Raw genomic sequence first — 25362 nt, forward strand, 5'->3', positions numbered from 1 at the left:
AGTGAATTATTGCAAATATCATCCGCTCGATGGCGCTACTTATTCGTGCCCACAGTGCAATATCCATCAATGCGATCAATGTGTTGATGATGAACATAAAGGTGCGCGTTGTTTTGTGTGCGGTTCAGTGTTGGAAAGCCTCGGTTCGGGCAACACAGTGGAACCTTTTTGGCGGCGCTTGCCAGAGGCGTTTAAATATCCGCTTAATTCCGCTTCTATGAGTTTGATTGTGATTACCTCGATTTTGTCGGTAGTGGCAACCTTGATTCCATTCTTATTTATTTTGGCAATCGTGCTGTATTTGTTTGCTGTGGGTTCGTTAATGAAATACAGCTTTACTTGCCTTGAGCGAACCGCGATGGGGGAAATGAAAGCGCCCGATGTGATGGATGCCTATCAGGGCGGCATCAAATTGCTGTTGCAATTGGTATTGATGACGATTGTTTTAGTGGTCGTAGTGGGGGTTAGTTACCATTATTTGGGAATGGCGTTTGGTGGTTTGATCGGCTTTTTGGTTGCACTTTCGTTGCCTGCCATTTTGATTCGCTTTGCGCAAACTGAAAATATGTTCGAGGCGATGAATCCCTTTGCGGCAATCGCACTAATGGCTGCTATTGGTTTGCCCTATGGGTTGTTGATTGTATTTATGCTCATCATGATGACCTCTGTAGGTGTGTTGCATGAGTGGATAGGTACTTTGTTTCCGGCAATGTCTTATTTATTGCAAGCGATTATTTCCAACTATTACACCATCGTGATGTTTCACTTGATGGGTTATATGTTGTTTCAATATCAGGAACAGCTCGGCTACAGCGCGCGTTCGGATGAAGATGATGAAAAATCTGAGCGCACTGATATCGAACGGATGCGTGCAAACATTATGGTGCATCTAAAAGAAGGTGATTACGAACAGGTGGTTACACTTTATTATCAGGCCTTCAAACGTTTTCCCAATGAGGCCAGTTTCTTTGAACAGTTTTTTGATCTGTTGTATGTGTGCAAAAAAACGGCGCTAATGGAAGACTACGGGCTGGTGTATTTGGAGTTTCTTAGCCGTAAAAAACGTTTTGACAAGCTCACATCAACCTTTAAACAAATACTGTTTTTATCGCCCAATTATTTGCCTGCATCAGCCTCCATGCGGGTGCAATTGGCGCGCTTGTTTAAACAAAATGGCGATTTAAAAATGGCCGTCAGATTATTGAATGGCATGCATAAACAATTCGCTGATTTTGACGGCCTACCGGATGCGTATGTGCTGCTGTCAGAGGTGTTGGCTGAATTGCCCGGTATGCAATTGCAAGCAGAAAAGTGCCGCCAGATGTCAATGCAATTGCAGCGCAAGGCCGATGTAAAAAAACAGGAGCTTGAATTGCAGCGGCAGGCAAAATTGGCGGCTGAGGCTAAAAGTACAACGACACCGAATACCAGGCGTGCACCTCCTGTTGCCAAATCCAGTGGCTTGACGCTGGAATTGGTTCCGATGGAGTCGGTATTGGATATTACTGACAAAAGTGAAAAGGCGTAATTACCCCTTGGGTGTTGTTGCGGATATCTGCGTTTGTTGCGCGCCTTGTAATTGGTTAAACGCAGTTGCTGCCTGATCTGCACTGGTAATGCGCTTATTCGGATTCGTGTGGATAATTTTTAATATCAGTTTGCTGATCGGGCGAGCCGTCTTTCGCAATTGCCAACGATTTTTCAAACCCCACCACTCACATTTGGGTGGTGTTCCCGTCAGTATTTGGAACAGTATCGCGCCTATTGCATAGACATCGGTGGCAAAAGAGGGCGCGTTGTTGATCGTTTGGTCGGCTGGCTGATACCAATGTGAATCTTCCCCGTAGCTGTGCGAAGGAAAACCAAAATCACTTAATTTCAAATGCTGTTTCCCTGCAAATAAAATGTTACTGGGGCGCAAGTTGCCATGCACAATGCCATAAGAATGTGCGCATGCCAGTGCATTAAACAATTGCTGGGCAATGCTCAGGCATTGATCTGCTTCAATCGTTTGGTTAAGCCGCTCTTGTAAGTTGCCATAGGGAAGATATTCCATTGCGCTGATGAAAACGCGTGGGTTTTTTCCTGTACCGTAAATGCGCGCAATATGTGGATGTTGCACTTGCATTAATTTTGCGGCGTACTGCGGTGCATTACCAAGATGGTTCACATTTTGTTTTTTGATTACCAGGAATCTCTGGTGTTTTGGATCGTTGACCAAATAGGTGGCACCGAAAGGATTTTCTTTCAGTACATCCAGAAGGGTGTAATTGGGTGGGATGTTATCGCGGGTGGACTCCGTGCTCCAGCGGTTGCTATGCAAATGCCGCCCTTGGGAAATAATCAATAATTGTTGCCGTATTTCATCGACACTGCGAGGGCGCAGTTCAGGGTTGGTTTCAATGCAGCGATTAATGATCGGGCGAAGCGCATTCGCCATTTGATATTTATCAGTGGTTGGTAATGCATAGGTTTGTTCTGTTGCGTGCCTGGGTGTTACACCAAAAATAACTTCATGAATGAGCACGCCCAGCGAATAAATATCGCTCATCTGGTTGGTGTGTGATGTACCGTTATATTGCTCAGGAGCCATATAGGCATCGGTGCCCATGACCATTTCTGTTTCGGACGTTGGGGCATTTTTGTTCGCCGTAAAATAACCGGCGATACCAAAATCCACTAAATAGGCGCGGCCATCGTAATCGACTAATACATTGGCAGGTTTAATATCGCGATGCACAATACCGTTGCGGTGCGCATAGGCCAGCGCGCTACATAACTGGATTAATACATCCAGTTTGCGGGTGATACTAATATCATTGCGTGGCAAAACGGTTTCCAATGAAACACTTTTGATGTAAGGCATAACAAAGTAGGGGAGCTGTGCGTCATTAATCCCTTTATCAATAATTTGGATAATATTGGGGTGGCTCAGTTTGGCAATCAGGAGTGATTCCTGCTCGAATTGTTGCTGGATGATCGGGTCTTGATTCAAGCGTGCATCCAACACTTTAATTGCCACTGCCCGATCAAGGGATTTTTGTACAGCCAAATAGACTTTAGCCATACCGCCTTCACCGATCAGGGTCTTGATGTGATAGCCGGGAATAGATTGCACGCCGAAAACTCTCGCTAATAGGATGGTTGAAGTATAGGTTGTCTTTTCTGTTGCGTATGGCCGCGATTTTTATAAGAGGTTTTTGCGATGAATAATCATGTATTTCAACTGAGCCAATCCTTGGGTGAACAATTAGTACAACGCAATTGGCGCATTGCGACGGCGGAATCCTGCACTGGCGGTGGTGTCGCTGCGGCGATTACCGCAATTGCCGGCAGCTCTGCCTGGTTTGAATACGGCATTGTCAGTTATGCCAATGCAGCAAAAGAAAAATTGCTTGGTGTATCCGGCGAGATACTCGCGCGTGAAGGTGCAGTCAGTGAGGCAGTAGTAATAGAAATGGCTAAAGGAGTACTGACATTGTCGGGTGCGAATATCGCTGTTGCGATCAGTGGTATCGCGGGGCCAAGCGGCGGCTCTCCCGAAAAGCCGGTCGGCACTGTATGGTTTGCATGGGCGCTTGCGACAGGGGAGCTTAAAACAGAATTAAAACATTTTCATGGCGACAGAGCTTCTGTGCAGGAACAAGCAGTGCTCTGTGCTCTACAAAGAATAAATCAATTGCTCTAGTGCTGCTTATTGAAGCAGCACTATATTCGCTTCCGGTAAATAACACTCGGTCTGCAGCAAACCTTTATTGGTGTTGAACGATGTTGTTGAGACTGCATGATTTTCCTGTTTTATAAACACCGATTGATCTGCTGTTGCAAAATTTTGATAGTAAATATCCGATTCCTGGCACACACCACCTGTCATAAAATAAATACCTTGCTGGTCAGCCTTCAGTAATTTGCTGTACTCGGTCAGGCTTGATGTAATTCGTGCAAGCGAGTCATCCTTGTGGCGCAACGCCCAGAGGCCATGCTCACTCACGTATTGGAAATAAATATCCCCATTAAATTCGATAGCTGAACCTACCGCACCAAAAGTCAGTTGTTTATGGTGTTCTCCTTCAAAACGCCATAAATTTCTAATATCGCCGTTGTGTTGTAGTGCAACCAGTTGATGGGTGGCGGGAAAATAGGCAATGGGTTCTATTTTGGTTTCACCGTTTACCAGCAGCGTGGTTTCATCTGTGAGCAAGTTATGATGGAAAACCTGGTTGTCGGCATTGAAAACAATATGTTCGCCGTCATCAGACCACACAATCGCATCAACTTTTTTGGGTATAGGCTGTTGTGTGAGTTGTCGCTCTTGTCCATTTTCTACCAACCATAACTGTATTTGGTTGTTGCGCACCGATGCATAAACGATTTTATCGCCGTTGGGAGAAGAGCTCGCGGCATAATTAAAATCCGTATTTTCTGTCAGTTGTTTTTTAGTGCCATCCAATCCAGCCAGTAAAATATTGGAGCTGCGTTTCTCTTCTGTATAAAAAATGCCATTGCCGTCTGCACTGTAATGCGGGCGTGAGAAAATTTTATCTTTGCTATCGGTAAGTGGAATAGTTACTTGCTTTCCATTGAGGTAAACGGCGATCAATTTTCGCTCCGCTTCGGCATAGGCCAATATACCGCTGCCATCGGGAATCCAGCTAATATCAACAGACGTAACGTCCAATTGGGTGCGATTTATACGCTGTTGTTTTGCATCTAAAAAATCAATCTGGATTTTGTTTTTATGCAAGCTCGCAAGAGCGGTTTTTTGGTTGAGTACGGCACTGGCAACGGGGTTGACCGCACCTTCATATTCATCCAGCAATGTTAGTTGTTGGTTAGCAAGGGAATAGTGATAGCGGCCATTGCCGGAATTAGGACCTTGTTTGGCAACAATCTCAAGCGTGCTTTCATCCCACCAGGTCACACTAAAAATATGCCCTTGCCATTGGCTGAGTTGCTGTTTTTCCAGTAACTGTTCATGGGCAAGATCCAGTGTGAAGATATGAAATGAATAAAGATAATTGGGCGCTTGATAAAACTGCCCGCCTATTGGCAAACCATCGCGATGTTTTATCTCAATCGCGACCAAATTATTTCCGGTAGGCGACCAGGCTAACTTAAACCAACGGCCGCCACTATTGGCTACACGCCAATCCTTACCCGCTGCGTTTCGGATAATGATGTCGCTTTCGATCGCGCTCCTGGCAGCATTTTGTTTGTTAGTCGTTCGTTTTTCACGGATGTAGGCAATATGCTGGTTATCCGGGTGTGGCGTTGCACTTTGCTCATGCCCGGTTTCGTTGGTGTAACCCCGGGTAGATTGGAACACCGTTTTGTGATCGCTGGGTAAATAGAGGGTGCTCCACTCAAGGGTGTTAAAAATAATACCCACTGCTGCCAATATGACTGCTGTCAGAATCGCCGTGCGCCATAGCCGTAAGGGGTTAATGTTGGCTGCTTGGCGGTTCGCTACAGCAGAGGCATTCACCTCATCGGGTAAAGGGTGGGCAAGAAATTGTGGTGCTATCATCAGTTGATAACCGCGCTTTGAATAATGCGCAATTAATTCCTGATCACCAATCAATTCGTTGAACGCACTGCGGAGCGCATTAATGCTCTTTTGCACCGAACCGTGTGTGACGACCCGGCCTTCCCACAGTCGTTCAATCAGCTCTTCATTACTGATGACGCGATTTTGGTTATACGCAAGGTAATGGAGTACCGCCATTGCCTTGGGTTGCAATTTGAGACTTTTAGTGGGCGTCCAGAGTGTGTTGTGAGAGGGGGATACTTTTACCTCTCCCAGCATAAAACTGGTTTCTTGATGCGCATTCATTGTAACCAGGAGCCTGTTGCGGTCAGCATGGATATACCTTTTTCGGTAAGTTTTTCTTATTGGTCTGTATAGCTAGAGTGCGTTTGGTAAGCCGCGTCTATGAGTGTAATTTTGCAAGAAATACGCTTGCGAATACAAGTAAAGCATCGGTTTACAATGTTTCTATCTTATTGATTTATAAGTGGAAAAATTTGGTAAGCAAAAGGTAAGCACGAAGTTTTAGGATGGTCAGTGTTTTCATTGCCCTTTGCAATATAGTCAACCCATACACAGCGCTTGATGTATCGGCGAGTGTTATTTTGCATCACATTCACAAGACGCATCCATACGGGGTAATGTTATGAAACATTCATCTATTGCACGCTCACTGGGAGCAATATCATCGCTGGCTTCTCTGCTGTTGGGGGCTGCGCTCTTGCACCCACTATCGGCTGTTGCTGAGTCTACTGCTTCCAATTCCAAAGAGCCTTTGGTGTATATCAACCAAAACATTGGTTTTAATGTGAAAGGTTACAAATATAAACAGTCAGAGTTTCCCTGCGATATCGATAAAGTATTGGTTGAGAATCTGGTTGAGCAGGCCGATAAAGACGGTATACGGCTTGAGCCCGTCAGCACACTGGACAAAATTATGAACGGTGTAGTACCGGTGGTGGCAATTGATATTGAAAAATTGGTGTTAGGTGATGGCAGTCGTCAATTCGGGACTAAACAAGCCAGTCCACTTCCCAAAGTGCAGGTGACGGTTGCGGTAATAAAAGGAAAGGATGACATGGTCACAGCGAAACACACCTGCGCCATTATGACATTAAATGAATTTACGCCATCGACAGACATATTGGATCTGGGCAATACCGGCGCGACAGTGTGTTCTGCAACGCGTAAATGCCTGAAAGACCTGAGCAAAGATGTTATCGAGTGGGTAGCCCCCCAAGTGAAGTAAATAAAAAGTGAAGTAGATCAAAAGTGAAGTAAATAAAAAGTGAAATAGATTAAAAGTTAGGTTGTTTAACGTTAATTAGCTGAGCGTTAAATAGATTAAATCGATACAAAAAAACGCCGGAGCAGTGATGATGCTCCGGCGTTTTTATTAGTAGATAAAATAACCGTTGAGTCTGTGCTTATTGAATCCGGATTGGAATGTAAGCCATGTTGTTGTCGCCATTGGTTTCGGAGATTGCATTGTTTTCATCGATGACAATACCGAGCCAATAATTTTGTCCAACAGTCAAATCGCCAGGGATGTACACGGGGATAGTGGTGGTGTGCACATCGTCCGGGCTGAGTGAACCGAAAGTACCGCCGGCAATTCTTCTATCGCTAGTGCTGATAAAATCATTGGTAGAAATGTAAATACCAAACGCAATATTGTTGTGTGTGGTTTTGCCATTGTTTTCCAACGTAAATTCCGGACGTACCGTGGTGCCGCGAGTAACACGGAAGCCTGGCTCACCTGCAATCGTGATAGGTGTCAGGTTTGCAGTATTGGCATTGTTGCGAATTCGCACGCGATCATGGCTTGAATATTCGCCATCGGCACCGGTACGACGCCAGTGTGCGACTGACACATCATTGAAAGTACTTGATTGGTTGCCGTACAACACACGTGAGCCATGTGAAGCATCCTCACCAAAATAAATATTGGCTGTGGTGCCGTTGGTATGGTGATGACGCCATGAATCGCCCATCACATTGTATTCCCAATTTACGTGCATCAAACCAAGGAAGTGTCCAGCCTCGTGCGTAATAACAGAATCAATCGGAAGGGCAGAACCGGTGTAACTAAAGTTGGATGATTTTGCCGTGGAGCTGGTCCAGGTGCGATCAGAATCCAACACAATATCCACTTCATCCAAACCGTAATGCCAACCGAAAAACCAATAGCAGTGGTAATTCATTTGCGCTACACCTGGTGGCGATATGTTTTTTGCATAAATTTCATTCTGGCCATTGCCTCTGCTTACACCACCGGTTTCGGTTGTTGCATTAATCACAAAAGGAGATGGGTTTGCATTGGTTGCATTAATGCCGCGTTGTACAGCAGTCAGATTGCTACCGCTAAAGCTGGTCGTATTGATACGTGCTGTTGTGGAGTTACCACCCCAACGTAGTTTTTTGCCGCTATCGCCATCACACTCAAGCCATGATGCGCTCAGCGCGGGTTGTGCAAGTAGCGCCATTACTGAAGCGATTAAAAAAGTAAACCGTAACATGATATGTCTCCCTATATTACTTGACGGTTAATGAAGAGGTTGCAGTGGTTATGTCCAAAGAGCCTTCGGTTTGGCCGCGGTATTTCAATTCTTCCGCGCTGGGCTTGGGCGCTGTGATAGCTAATTCCTTTACCGCAACTGCTACAGGAGGTTTCACTGTGAAGGGGAGTTTGGGGTTGGCTAAAACCACGCGGGTTTGCGGTTGGCCAAGTTCTGCATTGAAGTGTTCGATCAATGCAAAAAACTCATCCGTAATTAATGGCTCACGGTACTTATTGATCACTTCCGCAGGCGCTTCACCGGTGTAATCATCTGCCTTGGTGTGGCCTTCCACATTCATATTGATGCGATACAAAGCGGGCGCTTCGGCTTCATACTTTTTGCGAAGCTCTTCTAATCCTTTGCTATCGATTTTATTGGCTTCAATCCAGCGCGCGGCATCGGGCTGTTTAATCACCATGTCAAAAGCAGGGCGCGGCATTTCCATCGTATTTACGTCAAAACGTGGCTTGCCTCCGAACTCCAATGTTTTTTCTGCGGCTACCAATGGAACACCAAAGCCGCTGTAAATACGGTCATCAAGAACACGGAAGCGACCTTCAACACAGTTCACCAATTGGCAGTCGGCAGGTTCGCCACCTGGAATGAACAGCACATCCGTTTCACCGCGTGCAAAGGTGGGAGCGGTGGTTTCTGTGTAAGCACCACCACTGCCATCTGCTCCACCGGGAATGCGCAAGACAACTTTTTCAGGTAGATAACCGCGGAATACCTTGCCAATTTCGTAGGTAACGAACGTATGGGGTACGCCTTTGGGTTCTTCACGGGTTGGCTCTGAATTACGGTATTGGATATCGACAACTTTGCCGTAAGCCACGGCAGCGCTTTGTGCGACAAGTTCACGCAGGCCGCCAGCATCCGCATCGGCTGCGCCATGAGCCATGAGTGTTTGGCTGGATAAGAGAAGAGAACAGGCTGTTGCCAGCCCTAATAACAATTGCGGCTTCATAACGAAACTCCTTCTAGTGATTAACAAGGCTTGCTCAGAAGCACCGGGCAAGTTCTGCTGGGGAACATTGAGTATCCTTAATGTTCTGAGGCTCAGGTTAAAGTAGGCTTGGAGGTGCCGCGAGGAAATAATCCCTTGGTATTTTGGTAATATTTCACAGCAAAACAGGTCATTCGGAAGCGCCAGAGTGAGGTTATCTGCACATTTTGCAAACTGGCGAGAAAAATACTGTATAAAATGCTAGTACTGTTTGCGTATACAGGTTTTTGTTGTATGCTATTCCCAATGGTGAGATTCCGGTGTTGTCTGGAAGATCACTGGTAAGCTGCAAATGGCAGCACCATAAAACCCATAAAAATTGTCAGATAACGTGTTTCTTTATATATGTTGAGGTGTCAGATGGATGCGAACAAAGAAAAAGCGCTGCAGGCCGCGTTAAGCCAAATCGAACGTCAATTCGGTAAAGGCACTGTCATGCGCATGGGCGACAAAGAGCAAGTTGCTATTCCTGCGATTTCCACGGGTTCTCTCGGGCTTGATGTCGCTTTGGGGATCGGCGGGTTGCCTAAAGGGCGAATTATTGAAATCTATGGCCCTGAATCTTCCGGTAAAACCACTCTGACTCTGCAAGTTATCGCCGAAGCACAGCGTGCAGGCGGCACTTGTGCCTTTATCGATGCGGAACATGCTCTCGATCCCATCTATGCAACGAAACTGGGCGTCAACGTAGAGGACCTGATTGTTTCCCAGCCTGATACTGGCGAGCAGGCATTGGAAGTTACTGACATGCTGGTGCGCTCTGGTGCAGTAGATGTTCTGGTTGTTGACTCGGTAGCTGCGCTTACACCGCGCGCTGAAATCGAAGGCGAAATGGGCGATCACCATGTGGGCTTGCAGGCGCGTTTGATGTCCCAAGCACTGCGTAAGATCACGGGCAACATTAAAAACGCCAACTGCCTGGTTATTTTCATCAACCAGATCCGTATGAAAATCGGCGTAATGTTTGGCAACCCGGAGACAACCACAGGCGGAAATGCGCTTAAATTTTATGCTTCAGTGCGCTTGGATATTCGCCGTACTGGCGCTGTCAAAGAAGGTGAAGAAGTAATTGGTTCTGAAACTCGTGTCAAAGTAGTAAAGAACAAAGTTGCTCCACCGTTCAAACAAGCCGAATTTCAGATCCTTTATGGTTCAGGCATCAATCGGATGGGGGAGATCGTTGACTACGGCGTGAAGCTTGGCTTAATCGATAAGTCAGGTGCTTGGTATGCTTATCAAGGCAACAAAATAGGTCAAGGTAAGAACAATGTAATGAAGTTTTTGCAGGAAAATCCTGTGCTTGCACAAGAGCTTGAGCAGAAAGTGCGGGCGGAGCTTTTGGCTACTCCTGCATTGTCATTGAGCCCGGGCGGTTCCGATGTAACAGACGATATTGAAATTTGATATTGATGTTTAAAAAGCTTTGCCTTTTTGAAAGGCAAAGCTTCTACCAAGGTTTCTAGCGCTTGCATCCTGGATTACTGCTCACTATGCTGCATTACATTGCGTAATTTTTAAATTTGTAGGTAAAGTTGTTCCAAATCAAAAGGATAAATACTCAAGTTAAGGTTATATCCAGATTTAGGCAATTTTCACAGCAGTCTAAACTCAGTTGAGCAGATGAGGGTAATTATGAAGCGTTTAGGATTGTTATTGGTAGCTATGGGTTTACTGGTGTTGGCAGGTTGTACCAATAAGCCTTATGTTGAAACAGATCATTTGGCTGAATTTGATTTTTCAGCGTTGAAGACCTTTAGTGTTGCCGAAACCAAGCAAGATACCAAAGAAAATATTTTAATTTCTCCTTTTACTCTCAGTCACATCCATTCTGCTCTGGAGGCTGAGTTGGGGAAACGTTATCAATCTGCTGCGGTAGGCGCGAAGCCCGATTTTGTGGTGAGTTACCATGTGGTGATAGAAGAGAAGATCGATCCACGTAGCTATGATGATCTTTACGGCTTTGGTTACTACGGGCGGGGCTATCGTTACCCTCGTCCGCTTTTTTATGGCGTGAACACTGGGGTACGTGTCTACAACCAAGGTAGCCTGATTATTGATATTGTTGATGCAAAAACCGATAAGCCAATTTGGAGAGGCGTATCCGAAAAGCGTCTAAGCCGCGGAATGGCACCTCAGCAGCAGCGAGAGGTGCTAAGTCGAGCTGTGACAGAAGTGGTTGCGCAGTTTCCTCCAGTTAATTGATTGGCAATAAATATAGAATAAATGGCTGCTTATGCAGCCATTTTTTTGGCGAAAAATTGATGTTACAAAATAAGATAAATGCTGGTGATATACGCTTAAGTGCTATGAATTTACTGGCATTACGGGAGCATTCTGCCAAAGAGCTAAAAGAGAAGTTGGTTCGCAAATATGGTCAGAACGAGCATGTAGAAACAGCAATTGCTGGGCTAATAGAAGAAGGGTTGCAATCTGACGAGCGTTTTGCAGAGGCTTTTATTCGTATGCGCCAGCGTCAGGGCAAGGGAAGTGTCTTGATTAAAATGGAGTTGCGTGAGCGTGGAGTGCCCTCATCACTGCTCGATATCCTGATTAACGAGCAAGATGACATATGGCCTAAGTTGGCAAAGGAAGTGCGGCATAAACGGTTTCATCAGCTTCCGGCTGATGGGCGTGAAAAAGCCAGGCAAATGCGTTTTCTTCATTCGCGCGGATTCGCCAGTTGCCATATTCAAGCCGCTTTTACGGATGTACTTGATGGCGAATAGAAGGTATTGACCCTACACTAACCTTTATGTAGATCAATTACTTATTTCATCTCCCCTGTCTTTGAAGTCAGCTTTTCGTTGAGCCGAAAGTGGGTTTCTGTTACTCTGGCGCCCCGTCCTAAGCGATAAATTCCTTTACCCCTCAGTTGGGTAATTAATAGGGTATTTATCTCCAATCCGCTCCGCATTTTCACAGTAATCAGGTTTTACATGACGCGCTATATATTCGTAACTGGTGGTGTTGTTTCTTCATTGGGCAAAGGCATAGCTTCAGCCTCTTTGGCAGCTATTCTTGAAGCTCGTGGTTTGAAAGTGACCATCATGAAGCTCGATCCTTACATTAACGTTGATCCGGGCACAATGAGTCCATTCCAACACGGTGAAGTATTTGTGACGGAAGATGGCGCAGAAACTGATCTGGATTTAGGGCATTACGAGCGGTTTATTCGTACCAAAATGACTCGTCGTAATAATTTCACTACTGGCCGTGTTTATGAAACGGTATTAAGGAAAGAGCGCCGTGGTGATTATCTTGGCGGCACCGTTCAGGTAATTCCGCATATCACTGATGAGATCAAGCGTCGTATTCTCGAAGGTGGTCGCGATGTTGATGTGGCTTTGGTAGAAATCGGTGGAACCGTGGGTGATATTGAATCACAACCTTTCTTGGAGGCGGTTCGCCAGTTAAAAGTAGAAATGGGGTCGCGTGCATTACTGATGCACCTCACGCTCGTTCCATATATCGCTACCGCTGGCGAAACGAAAACCAAACCGACCCAGCACTCGGTAAAAGAGCTGCGCTCTATTGGTTTGCAACCAGATATTCTTCTTTGCCGCTCAGAAAAGATGGTGGATGAAGACTCTCGCCGTAAAATCGCGCTTTTTACTAACGTAGCCGAACGCGCAGTAGTGCCTCTACCTGATGCAGATACTATTTACTCTATTCCGCGTTTGTTGCAAAGCTTCGGTCTCGATCAAATTGTGGTTGAATTATTAGGCTTACAGTGTCGCGAAGCTGACCTGAGCGAGTGGGATAAAGTTGTTGATGGCAAACTCCATCCCGTAAATTCAGTCACTATCTCCATGGTCGGCAAATACATGGAGTTGCTGGATGCTTACAAATCCTTGATTGAAGCACTGACCCATGCAGGTATTCATACAAGTACCAAAGTAAACATCAATTACATTGATGCCGAGCGTGTTGAACAGGAAGGTGTTGGTATATTAAAGGATGCCGATGCGATTTTGGTTCCTGGTGGATTCGGTGAGCGCGGTGTTGAAGGTAAATTGATGGCTGTGCAATACGCCCGAGAGAATAAAGTCCCTTATCTGGGAATTTGTTTGGGCATGCAATCTGTTGTAATCGAGTTCGCACGTAATGTTCTCGGTTTGAAAGGAGCAAATTCAACAGAGTTTGACCGTAATTCTCCGCATCCCGTTATTGGTTTAATTACCGAGTGGATCACTTCTGATGGCGAAGTGGAAAAGCGCGACGAATCATCTGATCTCGGCGGTACCATGCGTTTGGGCGCGCAAGAATGCCGTCTGGTTTCGGGTTCTAATGCGCGCAATATTTATGGTGCTGATGTTATCGTTGAGCGCCATCGTCATCGTTATGAAGTCAACAACAACTATGTTGATCAATTGCAAAAAGCAGGCTTAAAAATTGGTGGTTGGTCTGCCGATGATACATTGGTAGAAATGGTGGAAATTCAGGATCACCCATGGTTTGTTGCTTGCCAGTTCCATCCAGAGTTCACATCTACTCCACGTGATGGACATCCACTCTTTACTGCGTTTGTCGAAGCAGCATTGGTAAATAAAAAATAATCTGTTAGGGCGCAACAAATTGCGCCCTAATTGTTTTGATTTTTTTGATCAAAAAAAGGAACTCCTGTGTCTCAACAAGTTGTAAGTATTGGTAAGGTTCAGGTCAGTAATTCATTGCCATTTGTATTGTTTGGCGGAATGAATGTGCTTGAATCGCGCGATATGGCTCTGCAGGTTGCAGAAGCTTACGTAAAGGTCACACAAAAACTTGGAATTCCCTACGTTTTCAAAGCTTCTTTTGATAAAGCCAACCGATCCTCCATTCACTCTTATCGTGGTCCGGGAATGGAGGAGGGCTTAAAGATCTTTCAGGAAATCAAACAAACCTTTGGTGTTCCTGTCATTACCGATGTGCATGAAATCTATCAGTGTCAGCCTGTTGCAGATGTATGTGATGTTATCCAGCTGCCGGCGTTTCTGGCTCGCCAGACCGACTTGGTGATTGCTATGGCCAAAACCAATGCCGTTATCAATATCAAAAAGCCGCAATTTCTCAGCCCTGGGCAAATGAAAAATATTGTAGAAAAATTTGCTGAATGCGGTAACGAAAAAATAATTTTATGCGATCGTGGCACCAACTTTGGGTATGACAATCTCGTGGTGGATATGCTCGGCTTCCGCACTATGCGTGAGGTAAGTGGTAATGCCCCGGTTATTTTCGATGTAACTCATTCACTGCAGTGTCGTGATCCAATGGGTGCTGCTTCGAGTGGTCGTCGTCATCAGGTTGCTGAATTGGCACGTGCAGGCATTGCAGTAGGACTTGCTGGATTGTTTTTGGAAGCGCATCCGGATCCAAATAAGGCAAAGTGCGACGGTCCTAGTGCATTACCATTGGATAAACTTGAGCCTTTTTTACAGCAAATGAAAACAATTGATGATGTAGTAAAAAATTTACCGCCTTTGGATATTCAATAATAAGCGAATATCAAATATAGATTAGGGCATTACCCCATTTTTGTAGAAACACACTCTGGAGAAAACGAATGACTAAGATTGTTGACATCAAAGCTTTTGAAATTCTGGATAGCCGTGGCAATCCAACTGTATTGGCCGAAGTTATTCTGGAAGATGGTTCTGTGGGTTCGGCCGCCGCACCTTCTGGTGCCTCTACCGGTTCACGTGAAGCATTGGAGTTGCGCGATGGCGACAAATCACGTTACTTGGGTAAAGGTGTATTGAAAGCAGTCAATAACATCAATACAACAATTAAAAATTTGTTAGTAGGCTTTGATGCGCTGGATCAACGCTCGCTCGACAATGCAATGATCAAAGCAGATGGTACGGACTTCAAAACAGTTTTGGGGGCTAATGCCATTCTTGCTGTTTCTCTGGCAAACGCTAAAGCTGCAGCAATCTCCAAAAAAGTACCATTGTACGCACACATCGCGGATCTTAACGGTACTCCAGGCAAATACTCTATGCCTGTGCCAATGATGAATATTATCAACGGCGGTGAGCACGCTGATAATAACGTAGATATCCAAGAGTTTATGGTTCAACCGGTAGGTGCCAAAACCTTCGCTGAAGCTCTTCGTGTTGGCGCTGAGATTTTTCACAGCTTGAAAAAAATCCTGCATGATAAAGGCTTGAATACGGCGGTAGGTGATGAAGGTGGTTTCGCACCAAACTTACCATCCAATGAAGATGCTCTGAAGGTAATTGCTGAAGCAGTTGAGAAGGCAGGTTACAAATTAGGCGAAAACGTAACTTTGGCTCTGGACTGTGCTTCTTCTGAGTTCTACAAAGACGGTAAATATGATTTGGCTGGCGAAGGTCGTGTATTTACTACAAATGAATTCTCTGATTACCTTGCTGATCTAGCAGCTAAATATCCAATCATTTCTATTGAAGATGGTAAAGATGAAAGTGACTGGGCTGGCTGGGCTGACTTGACTCAAAAGATTGGCCATAAAATCCAATTAGTTGGTGATGACCTGTTTGTCACCAATACCAAAATTTTGAAAGAGGGGATTGATAAAAAGATCGCTAACTCTATCTTGATCAAGTTCAATCAAATCGGTTCTCTGTCTGAAACTCTTGATGCGATCAAAATGGCACAGGATGCGGGCTACACTGCAGTTATTTCTCACCGTTCAGGTGAAACTGAAGACACTACTATCGCTGATTTGGCTGTTGCTACTGCAGCTGGTCAGATTAAAACAGGTTCTTTGTGCCGTTCAGACCGTGTGTCCAAGTACAACCGTTTGTTGCGTATCGAAGCAGAGTTAGGTGCAGCTGCTCCCTACAAAGGCCGTGCTGAGTTTAAAGCGTAAGCTAAGTGAAAACAAAGGCCGATACGTCGGCCTTTGTTTTTTGGTAGTAATAAAAACCAAATCGTGACTTAAAAATTACAGCAATTATGAAATGGTTATTGGGTGTCTTGGTTCTTTTGCTTGTGGCTCTGCAATACCGTCTATGGATTGGCGACGGCAGCCTTGCGCACGCCCATCGCTTGGAAAACGAAATCAAAATTCAGCAAGCTGAAAATGATCGTATGCGCGAGCGTAACCGCATTTTGGATGTGGAAGTGGAAGAGCTCAAAACGGGTTTGGACACCATTGAAGAGCGTGCGCGCAACGATATAGGCTTGATTAAAAAAGATGAAACTTTTTTCATGATTTTGGATGAAGGACAAAAATAGTTTTTCTTTCTATCGATCCTGATTTTACATTTTTTGTGGATCAGTCTGTTTCATGGATCTATCTGTGTCTTCTCAAAAAAAAACTTGTTGGATTATTGTCCCCGCAGCAGGAATAGGTTCTCGCATGGGTGCTGTTTGTCCCAAGCAGTATCTGCCGCTTGCTGGTAAAACGGTGCTTGAAAATACTTTGGAGCGCTTACTTAAGCTGCCTGATATTGCCGGCATTGTTTTGGTGTTAAGTGCTGATGATCAGCATTGGAACACTATACCTCTGGCGCGGCATCCAAAAATCCATCAGGTTATCGGTGGCGATGAACGTTGCAATTCTGTGTTGAATGCATTGGATTTTCTAACGCAGAAGGTAGTGCCTGATGATTGGGTGTTAGTGCATGATGCGGCACGCCCCTGCGTTTCGCTTGATAATATCATTCAGTTAGTTAATGTGGTTCAGCAGCATCCTGTCGGAGGAGTACTGGGTGTTCCTGTGAGCGATACGCTAAAGCAAGTAGAGAACGGCAGCATTCAATTGACTGCTGATCGCAACCTGCTATGGCATGCGCAAACTCCACAGATGTTTCGTTTGGGGTTATTGCAAACATGTTTGCAGCGCGCCTTGGCTGAAGGAAAAATGGTTACTGATGAATCCTCTGCGGTTGAATCTTATGGTTATCATCCGCTTATAGTTCAGGGGCGCAGTGATAATATTAAAATCACTCGTCCGGAGGATTTAGCAATCGCTGAGATGTTAATTCAACAGCAGTCATCTAATTTTAGTCTGTAGTGGGGAGATATTATGTCAATGCGTATTGGCCACGGATATGATGTTCATGCTTTTGGTGATGGCGACAAGATTGTTATTGGTGGTGTCGTAATTCCTCATCGTTTTGGGTTGGTTGCGCATTCAGATGGTGATGTGCTTTTGCATGCACTATGCGATGCATTGCTGGGTGCTGCCGCACTTGGCGACATAGGAAAACATTTTCCTGATACTGATATGCAATATCGCAATGTGGATAGTCGCTCGTTATTGCGTATGGTGTATGCAAAAGTAAATAGCTTGGGATGGAAGGTTGCTAATGCAGATATGACGATCGTTGCACAGGCACCGCGAATGGCTAACTATATACATCGTATGGTTGAAACAATAGCAAGTGATTTGCAAACCGACATCGGCCAAATTAATGTCAAGGCAACTACTACAGAGCGGTTGGGTTTTGTCGGGCGAGAAGAAGGTATCGAATGTTATGCGGTTGTATTGTTAGAAAAATAATTAGCTATTATTTCTATACATCATTTTTTCTATAGGTCATCTTTTGAGAGATTTTTCACTGGAGTTTCCTCTTGCTTACGGTTCTTTAACTGCAAGTGCCATTTTTCGCGCACAACCGGAAGATTTTCAAGTAGATGAAGATTTAGGTTATTTACCGTCTGGTTTTGGCGAGCATGTTTTTTTACATGTTTGCAAGCGTGGAGAGAATACAGCGTGGGTTGCCGGAAAAATTGCTGAGCTGGCAGGTGTAAATATTAATGATGTTGGCTATTGCGGGCGTAAAGACCGTCATGCAGTGACCGCACAATGGTTTAGTGTTTATTTGCCTAAAGCACCGGAGCCGGACTGGTCCTTAATTAATTCGAGCACAATTCAGGTGCTTTCAGCATCTCGTCACCAGCATAAATTACGTCGTGGTGAGCATCAGCAAAATCATTTTGTTATTCGTTTGCGGGATGTACAGACATCAGACCATCAACAACTACAACAGCGAATTGCTACGGTTTTTGAAAAAGGTGTCCCTAATTATTTCGGAGAGCAACGCTTTGGCTTGGGTGGAAATAATCTGCATGAAGCGGAAGCGATTTTAGTACAAGGAAAGCGCTACAAAGATAAGCAAAAGCGAGGCTTGATGCTTTCGGCAGCCAGGGCTTATTTATTTAATCTTGTATTAGCGGCACGCGTGCAAGCAAATAACTGGACAATCATGATGGACGGAGAGGTACATGAACGTGTATCAGGTCCTTTGTGGGGTAGAGGGCGTTCATTAGTGTCCGGTGAGCAGAGAGAATTTGAAGAGGCTGCTCTTGCTGATTGGGAAAATTGGTGTGATGGGCTTGAGCATGCTGGTTTGTTACAAGAGCGTCGCCCCTTGCAGTTATTTGCACGGAATCCCCATTATGAATGGGACGATAACGACCTCGTATTACGTTTTTCGCTTGATGCAGGTGAATTCGCTACTTCGATATTGCATGAACTTTTTACTTTGCAAACTCAACAAACAAATGACGAGTCAACTGCATAGGCTCGCGATATCAGAAACCCGAAGAGCCTATGGTATAGTGATCGTTTTGGTGAGGGGTTGGCCCTAATTAGAGCTGACGGTAAATCGCGGTATGAGTGGAGTAATCTAAAGATATGACCAACTTATTGATGCAAGGTGTAGGTATGACCTCGCTACGCACCCGTGAGCGTCTTATCCAGCGTTTGCGTGATCAAGGCGTAAGCAATATGAAAGTGCTTGATGTATTGCTTAATACTCCGCGTCATATTTTTCTTGATGAAGCGCTTGCCCACAGGGCATATGAAGATACCGCACTTCCTATAGGTCATGGGCAAACCATTTCCCAACCTTATATTGTTGCGCGCATGACGGAAATTTTGTTAGGCGCTGCAGGTGGCAAGCTGAATAAAGTGCTGGAAGTGGGGACGGGTTCTGGCTATCAGACTTGCGTGTTGGCTCAATTAGTGCCGCATGTATACAGTGTTGAGCGAATTAAGCCATTGCAAGACAAAGCGCGTGATCGCTTTCGCCAGATGGGGTTAAGAAATATCCAGTTGCGCCATGCAGATGGCGGTTTCGGCTGGCCAGAAGCAGGTCCGTATGATGGAATCCTAAGTACTGCGGCCCCCCAAGCTATCCCTGATGAGCTGCTGAAACAGCTTGCCCCTGGCGGTGTGCTGGTCATCCCGGTCGGAGGGCGGGAGCAGCAATTGCATCTTGTGTTGCGCGATGGTGATTCAGAAAACTACATCACGCAAATATTAGAGCCTGTAAAATTTGTTCCTTTTTTATCAGGGACTTCTCGTTAATACTTAAAGCTAAATCTAAACATTGCACAAAATAGTGGACACGGGATGGACTTTTTTTGAAAACCCGGTCTGGAAGAGGGCATTCTTAGCCTGCGAAACATGTTTTTACTGTTTTTAAAACCCGTTTTGGGGCGTTTTTTTATAAAAATATTAGATGATTTTAAAATAAATTCTAATTATTAAGATCATAATTGCATAACGATGATCAAATAATGGACATCCATCTTGAGTAGTTTTATGCCTCCAGTGCTGTTCAATAAGCTGATCGCGCCATCCAAAATGTTCATAATATTGATCGCTTTTTCTGTTTGCTCATGCATATCTCATACTCCGGCACCTGTGTCAGACAAGTCGCAGGATCTCACCAAAAGGCCCAAAGTTCATATTGTTGCTCCAGGCGATACGCTATTTTCAATTGCTTGGCGATATGGTCTGAAATACGAATCTTTGGCGAAATACAATGGTATATCAGCTCCTTATATCATTCGCCCTTCACAAGTTATCAAGCTTGATGTGAATGCGGCAGCGAATTCTGGCCGTATCAATCAGCATTCTTCGACGCCTGCTATTTTAAGAAAACCAACACCTGCCACCTTAAAAACACCCCAGCGTAATGATGCTGTTCGTAAAGAAAAAAATACGGCTCCTGTTGCCAATGCAAAGCCTAAAGCACTTGCGCAAAGCGCACCACAATGGCGCTGGCCTGCAAATGGAGTGCTGCTTTCGGTATTTCAGGGAAGCACAGGTTTGAATAAGGGTATTGATCTTGCCGGCAAATTGGGAGAGCCTGTGCTTGCAGCAGCATCTGGACAGGTTGTGTATTCTGGGAGTGGGCTGCGTGGATACGGCAAATTATTGATCGTCAAACACAATGAAAACTTTCTCAGTGCCTATGCCCATAACGATAGGTTGTTAGTTAAAGAAGGTGATTTTGTTAAAGCTGGTCAGAGAATTGCCGATATGGGTTCAAGTGGTACCGATAGAGTAAAGCTTCACTTTGAAATTCGTCGTGATGGTACACCGGTAGATCCTTTAAAGTTCTTGCCGCGACGATAAAGTGTCACACTTATGAGTTAGAACGGGAGATCATAAGTAAATACCTCGAACATATGGCATCTATGTGTAGGGTACAGCTTGAGCGAGCTGGATGACTGATAAAAAAGCCAGCCGGTTAAATAAAAAAATTGATATAAGGGGCTGAAAAATGACATTACAAAATAGGGACTCTGTAACATTTGATCGCGATGATGTGTTTGTTGCATCGGATATCGAATTAGATGATTCAGAGTTGATGTTGGCAGAAGAAGATGACGAATTGCCCAAAGCGCCCGCTTTTGGAACTAGTGACCGTATTGTTGATGAAAAATATAACAAAACGCTCGATGCTACCCAGATTTATTTGAATGAGATTGGTTTCTCTCCATTATTGAGTGCGGAAGAAGAAGTATTCTTTGCACGCAAAGCCTTGAAAGGTGACGAAGCAGCGCGCAAGCGTATGATTGAAAGTAACCTTCGCCTCGTTGTGAAAATTTCCCGCCGTTATGTGAACAGAGGTTTGGCACTTCTTGATTTGATCGAGGAAGGCAACCTTGGTTTGATTCGCGCTGTTGAAAAGTTTGATCCTGAGCGTGGCTTTCGCTTCTCCACCTATGCCACTTGGTGGATCCGCCAGACGATTGAGCGGGCGATTATGAACCAAACCCGCACCATTCGTTTGCCAATACATGTTGTAAAAGAGCTGAATATTTATCTGCGAGCTGCGCGTGAGCTTTCGCAAAAACTCGATCATGAGCCAACGCCTGAAGAAATTGCGAGCCTGCTCGAGAAGCCTGTTGCTGATGTAGAACACATGTTGAGCTTAAACGAGCGTGTTACTTCGATAGACGCTCCTATTGGCAACTCATCTGATCGCGCAATCGTCGATACCATTGCCGACACCCATGTGTCTGATCCAGCTGCTCTGCTACAAGACGCTGACTTGACTACCAGTCTTGATCATTGGTTGGATGAATTAACCGAAAAGCAACGTGAAGTATTAGCGCGCAGATTTGGTTTGCGTGGATATGAAGTAAGTACATTGGAAGAAGTGGGGCTTGAAATTGGTTTGACCCGTGAACGTGTACGTCAAATTCAGGTAGAGGCCTTGAAACGTTTGCGCGATATTATGGAAAAGCAGGGCTTGGATAGCGCAGCATTATTCAGTGCATAATTTGCTTTGTTAAAGTGATCCACTAAAACCCCCTGGTTTTTACCCGGGGGTTTTTTATTTTTCGGATTTTTTGTTTATAGATACCCAATGAACATCCCTGATATTAATAAATAGATTATTGTTTGAAATAGCGTTTCAGGGCGGAAAGTTCAGGGGTTCGTTTGATCTCCCTAGCGACCAGCGAGGCTATCACACTGGCACCATTTTCTTGAAAGTGTGTGCCATCAGGCGATTGCGGGCTTCCTGGTACTCCATTCGCATAAAAAGCGTTAATCGATGGATCGACAACCAGCCAGTAGTTTTTCCAGCCGGGTGTTCCCACCTTGTTTGCAAATTCAATACTGGCCGCTTCCAGATCGATCAGGGGTACTTTATTGGCACGCGCTGTGTCTTTGATTGTTTGTGTGTAATTGCCAGTGAAGAGATAGCCTTGATTTATGTTTTGTCGAGTGAAGTGACTGGAAATTACCAGAGTTGCCTGTTTTCCATCTTTATCTTTAATTCGTGCTGTCGGTGTAAATAACACCGGTTGTGCACCGAGTTTACGTGCAATATGAATGTATCGCTCCAGAGAGTGTTGGAATGACAGTTCAGGTGAGCCTGCAGGATATTGGGGCTTGCCTTCGGGGCTGTTAGGGTAGGTGCATAGATTTGTGACATCTGCTATGCCACGCAAAGGTTTTTTTACATCACAATTCTGGTCATTGTGGCCGTGATTAATAAAAACATAATCCCCTTGCTGGATGAGATTTTCCATTTGTGCGAACCAGCGTCCGTTGTAAAAATCACGTGAGCTGCGTCCAGCGCGAGAGCCTACAATGACTTTAATGTTTTTATCTGCATGTAATTGATTTGCAAATTGTTGTCCCCATCCCATACGCGGGTAACGCAGTTGCTCGTAGACCGCTGATGTAGAGTCACCCACAATAAATATACGTACCGACGCTTTCTGGATTTCATTTAATTCAATTCGTGCGCGCGCCAGATCAAGCGGTTCATATGCCCCTCTTGCTGTTAGCCCAACAATAGGGCGAAAGCTGATATCACTCAGTGTTGTGTGGCCTGGTTCGCCGGTGTTGTTATCATAATTGCGGTTGTGATGGATATACGAAAAAATATGGCTAAGGTTGTCATGTGGCTTGATAGGGTATGTGGCAGGATCAAAACTTTCCGGGTGAGTAACGCCGGAGTCTTTTAATGCTTGCAAAAATCCGCTGCGCATTTCTGCGCGCGCTTGTTCTAAGTGTGCTTCATCAATATTGAAAACTCTGTTTTGCATTATCCATTGTTGTGGACCAATAAAGCCCTGTGATGCAGCAATGTCAGATGTAATACGATCTGTCAGAGGGTTAATATTCCCGATAGGCGCATTTTTATTCGGGAAAGTATTGATCACCGCGGCCATGCACACAGGGCGTAGTTTGGTGTTATCCAAGCATGCGTGTTCACTTCCGTTGCTTACTGCAGACAAGGTGATTGGGAGTGTGATGCCTTGCAAGGAGAGCTGGTATTGCCCTGTGTTGTCGGTAGTTGTAGTGAGCATCTTGCCGGTTGAGTCGCGCAGAATAATATGCGCATTGGCCAGCGGTTGCTTTTCAATAACAACACCGTTGAGTGAGGGAATATTTTTATGGGAAGCGTTTTGTGGGTGAGAGCAGGATGCTGATACCAGACATAATGCGAGTGCTGGAATGAGTGCAAAAATTTTCATGTTTACCTCCTCTGCGCGCTACTTTTTAGCGGCAAATTAATAATGATATTGTTGGGGTAAAGATGACCGAGTATTGCCCGTGTTATAAATTTCTAATAAGTATTTGGTTTGAATAGTGGTTGCGAGTTATGCAGGCCTGCGTTTAGTTAATTTTGTCCAAATGCAGGCCTGTTATTCGATATTACATTTTTTCCATTACTTCGATGCCTAATAAATCCAGGCCTTGCGCGATAGTGCGTGCAACAAGATGGCACAGGCGTAAGCGGCTATCGCGTAACTCCGGCGCTATGTCTTCTTTCAGGATTGGGCAAGCTTCATAAAAACTCATATAAAGGCTGGCGATATCGTACAGATAGGTGCACAGCAAATGTGGCATGGCTTCGCGCGCAACTTGATCCAACACTTCACTGAATTGCAGTAGTTTGATTGCAAGGTTTTTTTCTTGTTCTGTCCCAATAATAATTGCGCTGTTCAATGACTCAGGTGCAATGCCCGCTTTGCGGAAAATACTTTGTACGCGCGTATACGCATATTGTAAGTACGGTGCTGTATTGCCTTCAAAGCTGAGCATGGATTCCCAGCTAAACACATAATCGTTGGTGCGTGTTTTACAAAGATCAGCGTATTTAACGGAACCAATACCCACTTTGCGGCCAATTTCTGCGACTTCGGCTGGTGTTAACTCAGTATTTTTTTCTACTACCAGTGCGCTTGCACGTTCCACCGCTTCTGTTAGCAGCTCTGCCAATTTCACTGTGCCGCCAGTCCGCGTTTTGAAAGGTTTGCCGTCACTGCCCATCATTGTGCCAAATGCCAGATGTTCAAGGCTCACAGACTCATCGACAAATTTTGCTTTACGCGAAAGGGTAAATACCTGCTGCATATGAAGCGATTGGCGCGCATCAATAAAATACATAATGCGGTTCGCTTTTAACGTGTTGACGCGATAACGCAAGGCTGCCAAATCAGTTGTGGCATATAAAAAACCACCGCCTTGTTTTTGAATAATCATGGGTGATGGATTGCCTTCTTTGTCGGCGAGCTCTTGTAAGAACACAACCTGCGCACCATCACTCTCAACTGCGAGCCCTTGCTCTTGCAATTCTTTTACAACCGGTGCGAGATCATTGTTGTAAAAGCTTTCACCGCGCACATCGCTGTCTTTTAAGGTGACATTAAGCTGCTGATAAATTTCGCTGCTGTGATGCAGGGAAATGGTTTTAAATTGCTCCCATAATTTCAGCATCTGTGCATCGCCGGATTGCAAGCGAACGACATAGTCGCGCGCTTTATTGGCGAAGGCATCGTCATCATCAAAATGCTTTTTGGCTTGTTGATAAAACACTTCCAAATCTTTGAGCGCCATGCTGCCATCGCCATTAGCGCCCAATTGTTCCTCAAGCTCAGCGATCAACATTCCAAATTGCGTACCCCAATCACCGACGTGATTCTGGCGGATCACTTTGTGCCCTTGGAATTCCAGCAGGCGCGCGAGTGCATCGCCAATAATAGTGGAACGTAAATGACCAACATGCATTTCCTTCGCGAGGTTGGGGCCGGAGTAATCAATCACCACTGTTTGTGGGTTAGTGACTTGTTCTACTTTCAAACGGCTGTCGCTTTGGGCGTTGGCGATTTGCTCACCCAGCCATTCAGGCTTGAGGTCGATATTAATGAATCCGGGGCCTGCAATTTCCAGTTTGTCGGCGATGCCATCCAGTTCCAGTGCAGCGACTATTTTGCTTGCCAGTTCGCGTGGGTTGGTTCCCATGACTTTGGCGGCTCCCATAGCACAGTTGGCTTGGTAATCGCCAAAACCGGCTTTTTTTCCGGGGGCTATCAAGGCGGGTAGGCCACTTGGCACACCAACGGCGGCCATTGCATCAAGGACTTTTTGGTTGAGAAGTTCACGGATATTCATAGGGTAATTTCGGTCATTATTGCTCAATGTAGAAGGTGGCGAATTGTACTCGCCGGGGGAGAGTGGTGCCATCTTTTATGCGCGCAATGGATGGCGTTGGCTATACTCAATCGACCCTCCAACCTCAGGAACAACAAGGATCCGA

General features: G+C 45.2%; 22 protein-coding genes. 16 read left to right on the forward strand and 6 right to left on the reverse strand.

The features are described from left to right. The first annotated feature begins 1 nt into the window (after window position 1). On the forward strand, window positions 2-1528 hold the full coding sequence (locus VC28_RS04010) for a hypothetical protein (RefSeq protein WP_049629515.1): 1527 nt from the start codon (window positions 2-4) through the stop codon (window positions 1526-1528). On the opposite strand, the gene VC28_RS04015 is transcribed toward VC28_RS04010, so the two are convergent. Beyond that, window positions 1529-3118 carry a serine/threonine-protein kinase gene (locus VC28_RS04015; protein ID WP_049629516.1) on the reverse strand — a complete coding sequence of 530 codons (1590 nt, stop codon included), beginning with the start codon at window positions 3116-3118 and terminating at the stop codon, window positions 1529-1531. Window positions 3119-3205: 87 nt separating this feature from the next. Here VC28_RS04015 and VC28_RS04020 point away from each other — a divergent pair, with 87 nt between their 5' ends. Beyond that, entirely contained in the window at window positions 3206-3688 is a 483-nt protein-coding gene (locus VC28_RS04020; RefSeq protein ID WP_049629517.1) for a CinA family protein, read from the forward strand. Between the two features lie 6 nt (window positions 3689-3694). Here the strand turns inward: VC28_RS04020 and VC28_RS04025 are convergent, their stop codons facing one another. Then, window positions 3695-5833 (reverse strand): winged helix-turn-helix domain-containing protein, encoded by a 2139-nt coding sequence (locus tag VC28_RS04025; RefSeq protein WP_049629518.1) that lies wholly within the window; start codon window positions 5831-5833, stop codon window positions 3695-3697. Between the two features lie 340 nt (window positions 5834-6173). Here VC28_RS04025 and VC28_RS04030 point away from each other — a divergent pair, with 340 nt between their 5' ends. Then, complete coding sequence (locus VC28_RS04030; RefSeq protein WP_049629519.1) at window positions 6174-6776, forward strand: hypothetical protein; 603 nt, start codon at window positions 6174-6176, stop codon at window positions 6774-6776. A gap of 178 nt (window positions 6777-6954) precedes the next feature. Here the strand turns inward: VC28_RS04030 and VC28_RS04035 are convergent, their stop codons facing one another. Then, a complete protein-coding gene (locus tag VC28_RS04035) occupies window positions 6955-8046 on the reverse strand; it encodes a CARDB domain-containing protein (RefSeq protein WP_049629520.1) in 1092 nt (363 codons plus the stop codon). A gap of 16 nt (window positions 8047-8062) precedes the next feature. Then, a complete protein-coding gene (locus VC28_RS04040; RefSeq protein WP_049629521.1) occupies window positions 8063-9055 on the reverse strand; it encodes a hypothetical protein in 993 nt (330 codons plus the stop codon). Window positions 9056-9454: 399 nt separating this feature from the next. Here VC28_RS04040 and recA point away from each other — a divergent pair, with 399 nt between their 5' ends. The 13 genes from recA to rpoS all read left to right on the forward strand — a co-directional run bounded on the left by recA (window position 9455) and on the right by rpoS (window position 21585). Further along, entirely contained in the window at window positions 9455-10498 is a 1044-nt protein-coding gene (recA, locus tag VC28_RS04045; protein WP_049629522.1) for a recombinase RecA, read from the forward strand. Between the two features lie 228 nt (window positions 10499-10726). Further along, window positions 10727-11296, forward strand: coding sequence for a DUF4136 domain-containing protein (locus VC28_RS04050; protein WP_049629523.1), 570 nt, complete (start codon window positions 10727-10729; stop codon window positions 11294-11296). 59 nt (window positions 11297-11355) lie between these two features. After that, window positions 11356-11820 carry a regulatory protein RecX gene (locus tag VC28_RS04055; protein WP_049629524.1) on the forward strand — a complete coding sequence of 155 codons (465 nt, stop codon included), beginning with the start codon at window positions 11356-11358 and terminating at the stop codon, window positions 11818-11820. 210 nt (window positions 11821-12030) lie between these two features. Continuing rightward, window positions 12031-13650, forward strand: a complete 1620-nt coding sequence (locus tag VC28_RS04060; protein WP_049629525.1) for a CTP synthase — start codon at window positions 12031-12033, stop codon at window positions 13648-13650. Window positions 13651-13716: 66 nt separating this feature from the next. Beyond that, window positions 13717-14568, forward strand: coding sequence for a 3-deoxy-8-phosphooctulonate synthase (kdsA, locus tag VC28_RS04065; RefSeq protein WP_049629526.1), 852 nt, complete (start codon window positions 13717-13719; stop codon window positions 14566-14568). Between the two features lie 68 nt (window positions 14569-14636). Next, entirely contained in the window at window positions 14637-15926 is a 1290-nt protein-coding gene (gene eno / locus VC28_RS04070; RefSeq protein ID WP_049629527.1) for a phosphopyruvate hydratase, read from the forward strand. Between the two features lie 86 nt (window positions 15927-16012). Further along, window positions 16013-16294, forward strand: a complete 282-nt coding sequence (locus tag VC28_RS04075; protein ID WP_049629528.1) for an FtsB family cell division protein — start codon at window positions 16013-16015, stop codon at window positions 16292-16294. Window positions 16295-16358: 64 nt separating this feature from the next. After that, window positions 16359-17075 carry a 2-C-methyl-D-erythritol 4-phosphate cytidylyltransferase gene (gene ispD, locus VC28_RS04080; protein ID WP_255356000.1) on the forward strand — a complete coding sequence of 239 codons (717 nt, stop codon included), beginning with the start codon at window positions 16359-16361 and terminating at the stop codon, window positions 17073-17075. 18 nt (window positions 17076-17093) lie between these two features. Next, a complete protein-coding gene (ispF, locus tag VC28_RS04085) occupies window positions 17094-17564 on the forward strand; it encodes a 2-C-methyl-D-erythritol 2,4-cyclodiphosphate synthase (protein WP_049632151.1) in 471 nt (156 codons plus the stop codon). A 43-nt stretch (window positions 17565-17607) separates the two neighbouring features. Then, a complete protein-coding gene (truD, locus tag VC28_RS04090) occupies window positions 17608-18588 on the forward strand; it encodes a tRNA pseudouridine(13) synthase TruD (RefSeq protein WP_049629530.1) in 981 nt (326 codons plus the stop codon). A gap of 113 nt (window positions 18589-18701) precedes the next feature. Continuing rightward, the gene (locus VC28_RS04095; protein ID WP_049629531.1) at window positions 18702-19376 is read left to right on the forward strand and encodes a protein-L-isoaspartate(D-aspartate) O-methyltransferase; all 675 of its coding nucleotides are present in this window, start codon (window positions 18702-18704) and stop codon (window positions 19374-19376) included. Window positions 19377-19655: 279 nt separating this feature from the next. Further along, complete coding sequence (locus VC28_RS04100; RefSeq protein ID WP_369799054.1) at window positions 19656-20432, forward strand: peptidoglycan DD-metalloendopeptidase family protein; 777 nt, start codon at window positions 19656-19658, stop codon at window positions 20430-20432. 148 nt (window positions 20433-20580) lie between these two features. After that, window positions 20581-21585 (forward strand): RNA polymerase sigma factor RpoS, encoded by a 1005-nt coding sequence (gene rpoS, locus VC28_RS04105; RefSeq protein WP_049629533.1) that lies wholly within the window; start codon window positions 20581-20583, stop codon window positions 21583-21585. Between the two features lie 115 nt (window positions 21586-21700). Here the strand turns inward: rpoS and VC28_RS04110 are convergent, their stop codons facing one another. Continuing rightward, a complete protein-coding gene (locus VC28_RS04110; protein ID WP_049629534.1) occupies window positions 21701-23296 on the reverse strand; it encodes an SGNH/GDSL hydrolase family protein in 1596 nt (531 codons plus the stop codon). Window positions 23297-23477: 181 nt separating this feature from the next. Beyond that, the gene (argS, locus tag VC28_RS04115; protein WP_049629535.1) at window positions 23478-25217 is read right to left on the reverse strand and encodes an arginine--tRNA ligase; all 1740 of its coding nucleotides are present in this window, start codon (window positions 25215-25217) and stop codon (window positions 23478-23480) included. Window positions 25218-25362: the final 145 nt, after the last annotated feature.

The sequence above is a fragment of the Cellvibrio sp. pealriver genome (assembly GCF_001183545.1).
Classification (GTDB): Bacteria; Pseudomonadota; Gammaproteobacteria; order Pseudomonadales; family Cellvibrionaceae; genus Cellvibrio.

Bases quoted from the DNA above. Each gene is read 5' to 3' on its own strand.
- VC28_RS04050 (WP_049629523.1), top strand. From the start codon at position 10,727: ATGAAGCGTTTAGGATTGTTATTGGTAGCTATGGGTTTACTGGTGTTG.
- ispF (WP_049632151.1), top strand. From the start codon at position 17,094: ATGCGTATTGGCCACGGATATGATGTTCATGCTTTTGGTGATGGCGAC.
- recA (WP_049629522.1), top strand. From the start codon at position 9,455: ATGGATGCGAACAAAGAAAAAGCGCTGCAGGCCGCGTTAAGCCAAATC.
- rpoS (WP_049629533.1), top strand. From the start codon at position 20,581: ATGACATTACAAAATAGGGACTCTGTAACATTTGATCGCGATGATGTG.
- argS (WP_049629535.1), bottom strand. From the start codon at position 25,217: ATGAATATCCGTGAACTTCTCAACCAAAAAGTCCTTGATGCAATGGCC.
- VC28_RS04075 (WP_049629528.1), top strand. From the start codon at position 16,013: ATGAAATGGTTATTGGGTGTCTTGGTTCTTTTGCTTGTGGCTCTGCAA.
- VC28_RS04020 (WP_049629517.1), top strand. From the start codon at position 3,206: ATGAATAATCATGTATTTCAACTGAGCCAATCCTTGGGTGAACAATTA.
- eno (WP_049629527.1), top strand. From the start codon at position 14,637: ATGACTAAGATTGTTGACATCAAAGCTTTTGAAATTCTGGATAGCCGT.
- VC28_RS04060 (WP_049629525.1), top strand. From the start codon at position 12,031: ATGACGCGCTATATATTCGTAACTGGTGGTGTTGTTTCTTCATTGGGC.
- VC28_RS04035 (WP_049629520.1), bottom strand. From the start codon at position 8,046: ATGTTACGGTTTACTTTTTTAATCGCTTCAGTAATGGCGCTACTTGCA.
- VC28_RS04110 (WP_049629534.1), bottom strand. From the start codon at position 23,296: ATGAAAATTTTTGCACTCATTCCAGCACTCGCATTATGTCTGGTATCA.
- VC28_RS04100 (WP_369799054.1), top strand. From the start codon at position 19,656: ATGTTCATAATATTGATCGCTTTTTCTGTTTGCTCATGCATATCTCAT.
- VC28_RS04095 (WP_049629531.1), top strand. From the start codon at position 18,702: ATGACCAACTTATTGATGCAAGGTGTAGGTATGACCTCGCTACGCACC.
- VC28_RS04030 (WP_049629519.1), top strand. From the start codon at position 6,174: ATGAAACATTCATCTATTGCACGCTCACTGGGAGCAATATCATCGCTG.
- VC28_RS04055 (WP_049629524.1), top strand. From the start codon at position 11,356: ATGTTACAAAATAAGATAAATGCTGGTGATATACGCTTAAGTGCTATG.
- VC28_RS04040 (WP_049629521.1), bottom strand. From the start codon at position 9,055: ATGAAGCCGCAATTGTTATTAGGGCTGGCAACAGCCTGTTCTCTTCTC.
- VC28_RS04025 (WP_049629518.1), bottom strand. From the start codon at position 5,833: ATGAATGCGCATCAAGAAACCAGTTTTATGCTGGGAGAGGTAAAAGTA.